At 55.0% G+C, this 3,425-nt stretch carries 1 protein-coding gene; it reads right to left on the bottom strand.

All coding sequences use genetic code 11. The annotated features are described in order from the left end of the window. Positions 1–509 precede the first annotated feature (509 nt). Complete coding sequence (locus tag F624_RS0131785; protein ID WP_245573784.1) at positions 510–2,891, bottom strand: AAA family ATPase; 2,382 nt, start codon at positions 2,889–2,891, stop codon at positions 510–512. Positions 2,892–3,425: the final 534 nt, after the last annotated feature.

Raw genomic sequence — 3,425 nt, 5'->3', positions numbered from 1 at the left:
CCATCGGCGCCCTCACCAGGCGCTGAAAATGAAGACCCCCGCTGAGGCTTATGCGTTAGCGGCCTGACCTGTGCAGAAAGTGCTGGGTCAATACAAACGCGCCCAACCGGCATGCTGGAGGGTTAGAGCTTTTCGGCGGCGGCTCAGTCGACGAACCAACTCTATCCGAATATATCTTGTAGGCGACCACGCCTAGTGCGGTGGCACCGGCAACGATAAACGGCAACATAGTTTGAGACTCCCTCTCTCTTCACAATTATTGACTGAAACTGCCACGCCTTCCGGTAGTTCTCTTCGCAATTGGCGTGGGCAAACGGGGTCGTACAGTTGCACCCGGTCGTTGATTTTCGTAGTTGACTGAGCTTACTGAATCGTCTCGAGTTACTTCACTGTTTACGGATCTAACCTTCCAGCGAGATTAATCTGAGCATTTGATCCCCACTACACTAGGCGCGATCGCGCCAGTCCGACCTCCAACGTGCCTGACAAAGGCGATCGATCGAGAGCTATTAAACCCTGATAGCCAGCTCCACCATTTGGTCGTAGTGGCGTTGATCGTCTCGCCGAAAAAGTTCAAGTAGGTCGCGCAAAACTGCGGGTGTTTCCAGCAGGATGGTGGGATCGTGGTCGGGTTGGGCTACTACATCCCCGTGCGAGTAGGTATGCAGGAACCTCAGCACGCGCGCCTTCTGGACATCGTCACCGCCAATTTCGCTGAGCTTTCCGCGTAAGTCTCCTGAACGCCCCGGTACTCGGTAGGCCAGGTAGCTTTCCAGCAAACGACGAGCGATATTTGGCAATCCGTAGTGCTCCTCCAACCCTTGCCCCTGCTCCAGCTTTGATGCTTCATAGATCCTCTTAAATAGGTAGTGATATTCCGACTCAAACTTGGTCAGGAAAGGATCCATAGGGCCCAACTTAGCAGCCCGTAGCCCTTCGTGGCTTGTGGCGTGTAGCATGAAGAAGCGTGCGGGAGGCTCCGGCCTCGGTCTAACCCTCTTCGCTGCTTCGTTCAGTGCGTCGAACCAGTCACGCACCTGACGAAAGAAGCTGAAGTTATGGGTCAGGATGAACAACTGCTTTGCGTTCAACGCGCGGGACTTCAGGAAACCGAACGCGCTGAAAAGGGAGTTAGCATCCAAACTGGACACCGGATCGTCGATCACCACGATGCCGTCCGCCAAATTAAAGTCAGTCCCCTCAAGTGACTTTAAGAAGTAGAGAAACGCCACCGCTGTACGCTCACCATCGCTTAGGTTTGTTGCTGGATAACCTCCACGCATGACTGTATAGCCATTGTGCTCGGGTACGAACTGAAGTTCGTCGCGGCCGAGGTATGCGGCTACGTCTCTCGTTAGTTCCTCTGCTGGCCTGACATATTGCCTAACCTCCCGCTCCAGCTCCTGAATCTGTGAGTCCAAGCGTGCCACAGCATCGCGCGCAGCATCATGGGCTGTCGTCGCCTGCTCTACTGCAGCGCAGCGTTCTCGCCAGTGATCCAACGCTCCGACCATACTGTCGCGGGCCAGTCGGTCGCGAGCTGCCCGCACCTCAGCGTCGTGCGAAGCAGTCAACGCGTTGTGTTTATTAATCTGATCGTTTAGGGCAGCGAGCGCTTTGGCTCCTTCGACGGACGCAGCAAACGGGACACTTTCGGCAGCAACGGCCAGCATCCCAAGAATGAGGGTACCGAGGCCGTTATCCCCGCTGCCCAAGACCTGTTTCAGTAAGCTATCAAGCTCGATGCTCTTGAAGGGTTGCTCGCGCTTTCTTTCCAACGCCGACTTCAGTGCTGTCAACGCTCCGAATAGCAAGCTGGCTTGCGTTCGCAATGTCTTCAGTGCGATTTGATAAGCGGGCTGAAGCGCTTCGTACAACGCCTCATGAGCAGGCGTGGGAACCGTGTCGTTAAATTTCGACGCGGAGTCGATCTCCGATAGCAATGCATCAATCGCCCGATTTTGCTGGTCGAACTCGTCATTGAAATGCTCCTCTAACTGCACGATGCGGTGTGATGGGAGGGGTTGATCGCAAAACCTGCAATTCTTCGTAGCACGGTCGTGTTGATGAAGCCTCAGACCTTGACCTACCCAAGCGGCCACAGCTTGATCGTCGGCCAAGGATTGGACCACAGTCGAAACAACGGTCTTCCGCAATAGCGCTGCGGCCTTAACGCGCAATTGCATAAGGTCAGGAAAGCGGACCGCCACTAGCTCCAAGGCAGGAAGCGGCCGGCTGTCCTTCATTCTCAGCAGCGCAGTACGCTCCTCATCGCTGAGACAGGCTTCGGCTAGCTCCGCGCGAGCCAACCGCTGCATCTCAACCTTGTAGGGCCCGGCATTAAAGTTGTTGTACGTCCCACCGGCGGCCGTCAAAAGTGTACGAATTTCCTTCGCCTTATCAGTAGCAAACGACTCGCGAGTCTCATTGGCGCCTTTCAACAACTGCGCCTGCCGAGCTTGCTCGTCGCGTTGCGCAACTCGCTGGTCTTCAAGCTCACCAATCAGCCGCTGCTTCTCTGCACTGTCTTCACCAAAGTAGTAGACAGGGGGGAACTGCCCACCCCTAGTTTCAAACACAGCACGCCCGACGTATTCACGGTTAAAAACTCGAACCTTGGGGACTACCGGATCGTCTGCATTTACGCCAAGCACACGGCTCTCGCCGAAGAAGTATTCTGCAGTCCCCTCTGTAAGCACCTGCCGCTGCTGCAGATGCTTGAGGAGCGTTGATAAAGTAGTTTTGCCCGAGCCGTTCCAGCCATATATGACGTTGTACCGGCCAAAGTCGTGCAGGCCAACAGGCCAAGAAAAGTCCCGAAAGATGCGGTAATTCCGCAGCCGGTGAATGCGAGTCAACATCTGGAAACCCCCTAAAGTCTTCTTATTCATTATCTAGGTCATCTATCCCTGCTGCCCTGGGATGGGTTCACAGCATACTGCCCAAATGGGCCCTGAAGATTGTCTTCAACTTACCTGCGGGCAGGTGCGACAACCTCATAAAGCTTGCTGGTGGCCGCTCCTGCTGGAAGCTGTCGTTGCGATGGTCATACACGAGCGACCGCACCCAGCCTGAAACGGCTATTCATCTCTCTCCACATCTTCCCGCCCCAAAAACAACGATGCTTTAACCACTGCACTTCGAAAACATGCCAATCGTTGCAAGACCCAAGACCGATTCTGTTTTCAGGCCATGGGATCATTTTGGCGATCAGGACCCGTTGTGCGCAGCCGCCAAGGGCGGGTGTTACGCCGCAGGCTGGGTGGCCAAATCCTTGGGGTTCACGCCCAAAACTTCCAGCTTTTTCGCATACGAGTCCCTGCGTTTGGCTGTATTGACCCAGTGATTTCCTGCTCAGGTGTTATCGTTGAAAGGCAACACAGATGAGCACCCTGATGGAAGACGACATCAAGCGTTGGACGGCC

Origin of the sequence: Curvibacter lanceolatus ATCC 14669 (genome assembly GCF_000381265.1) — a bacterium.
In the GTDB taxonomy this organism is placed as follows: domain Bacteria; phylum Pseudomonadota; class Gammaproteobacteria; order Burkholderiales; family Burkholderiaceae_C; genus Curvibacter; species Curvibacter lanceolatus.
Note: the sequence above shows the minus strand (reverse complement) of the source record. Positions and strands in the feature narration are given on the sequence as shown.